Raw genomic sequence first — 1,637 nt, forward strand, 5'->3', positions numbered from 1 at the left:
CTAAGCCGAGTTTTCAAGGCTTCGGCCGTGAGCTCAGCCGAACGGTGCTGCGCCGTCCACTTGGTTTTCGAGACTGGCCTTTTAATTCTAACGTAAAGCCAACCTAGAACGGCGGGGTTTCAGACCCAAAATTTCCGATGACCAGTGGGTAGAAGATTTTAAGCAGAGGCTAAAACAGGCCCTAGAGAAGTGGCGACCAAAGGCTGGTTATGCGGCGGGTTTGCTGCTGAAATCCTTGCTAGAGAAATCTCATCAGTGGTGGTATTTTCTTGACGTACCAGAAGTTCCTCCCGACAATAACCGAGCGGAGCGTTCTCTGCGTCTGGGAGTAACTAAGCGCAAGATAGCTGGTGGTTCTCGCTCCTTCAGTGGCTTTGTCGATACTGCCAGTCTGCTGACTGTAATTCAGTCTTGTCGCGCTCAAAGCCGTTCTGTTTTGGCATTCCTACGTCTGGCTTTAGTCTGTATCCATCACCAACTTGATGGGGTCGTCTCTCTTATTCCCACTGCCGATTCTTCTCTCTTTGTCAACCCCTAGACCTGAATATTTACGAGCCAGTCAAGAATCTCTCAGTCACGAAACCATCTATCAAATGATCTATCAGAACTATCAAGGATGTGGGGAGTACTGGAAATATTTACGCCGGGGGCTTTGTCAAAGAAAGAGTCGAGACGGAGCAAAAAGTAAGCGTGGAGGGATTCCGGGTCGTGTGGATATCTCCGAGCGACCAGCAATTGCTGAACAGAAGACCGAAATCGGTCATTGGGAAAGTGACACAATGATTGGAGGAAATCATCTAGGGGTTCTCGTTACATATATGGACAAAGCCTCGAAATTTCTAGTAGCAGGATTGGCCAAAAACAAAACCGCATCGGAAATCAACCCTTGTCACAGAAAAACTTTTCCAAGAGATTCACCCTGACCAAAGAAAAACCTTTACTTGTGACCAGGTCAAAGAATTTTGTGGACATCAAGAGTTGAGTCAGAAACTAGGAGCAGATTTTTATTTTGCTACTCCTTATCATTCTTGGGAGAGGGGATTAAACGAGCCTACCAATGGACTGTTAAGACAATTTTTTGCCAAGGGAACGAATTTCAAAATTGTTAAGCCAGAGCAGCTAGAAAGAGCCGTAAACTTGATTAACAATCGTCCTCGAAAATGTCTTGACTATCGTACCCCGAATGAGGTATTCTATGAAGGTAGATCAGACAGTGATGCAATTCAGACTTGAATTGGCCTAGTTACCTTATATTATACCGATGGTAAAGGAACGTCAGTTCCCGTTAATTATCGAATCGTTAATAAACAGGAGGGTCAGACAAAACATGAATATTTCTTAGAAATGTTGGACGAAGTAAAAGCTTGGGGATTGAAACCAGAGACAGTCACAGGAGACAGTTGGTATGCTGCCAAAGAAACCATGAATACCCTTAAAGACAAGGGCTTTCGGGGTTTGTTTACTCCTCATGTGAATCGGGCGCGTCTCGGTTGAAATAGGAACTAAATATGTTCAAGTTCAAACCTTAGATATCCCGACCGATGGATTAATTGTTTATCTGAAACAAGTGGGATGAGTCAAGGTATTTAGAACGGTCTTCAAAAACGAATTCCGTTACTACGTTGTGTTCGTCTCTA

General features: G+C 44.4%; 2 protein-coding genes and 1 pseudogene. All 3 read left to right on the forward strand.

All coding sequences use genetic code 11. The features are described from left to right. The first annotated feature begins 130 nt into the window (after nt 1-130). The 3 genes and pseudogenes from O9334_RS03845 to O9334_RS03855 all read left to right on the forward strand — a co-directional run bounded on the left by O9334_RS03845 (nt 131) and on the right by O9334_RS03855 (nt 1,494). Nucleotides 131-538 carry an IS66 family transposase gene (locus O9334_RS03845; protein ID WP_045362955.1) on the forward strand — a complete coding sequence of 136 codons (408 nt, stop codon included), beginning with the start codon at nt 131-133 and terminating at the stop codon, nt 536-538. 13 nt (nt 539-551) lie between these two features. Further along, nucleotides 552-1,233, forward strand: a pseudogene (locus O9334_RS03850) (IS30 family transposase); the annotation flags it as partial. A gap of 111 nt (nt 1,234-1,344) precedes the next feature. Beyond that, nucleotides 1,345-1,494 (forward strand): hypothetical protein, encoded by a 150-nt coding sequence (locus O9334_RS03855; protein ID WP_190381201.1) that lies wholly within the window; start codon nt 1,345-1,347, stop codon nt 1,492-1,494. The last annotated feature ends 143 nt before the right edge of the window (nt 1,495-1,637 follow it).

The organism is Microcystis sp. LE19-8.1F, from assembly GCF_027531715.1.
GTDB classification, from domain to species: Bacteria; Cyanobacteriota; Cyanobacteriia; order Cyanobacteriales; family Microcystaceae; genus Microcystis; species Microcystis wesenbergii_A.

Excerpts from the sequence above, each read along its gene's own strand:
- O9334_RS03855 (WP_190381201.1), top strand. The coding sequence starts at position 1,345 with ATGTTGGACGAAGTAAAAGCTTGGGGATTGAAACCAGAGACAGTCACA.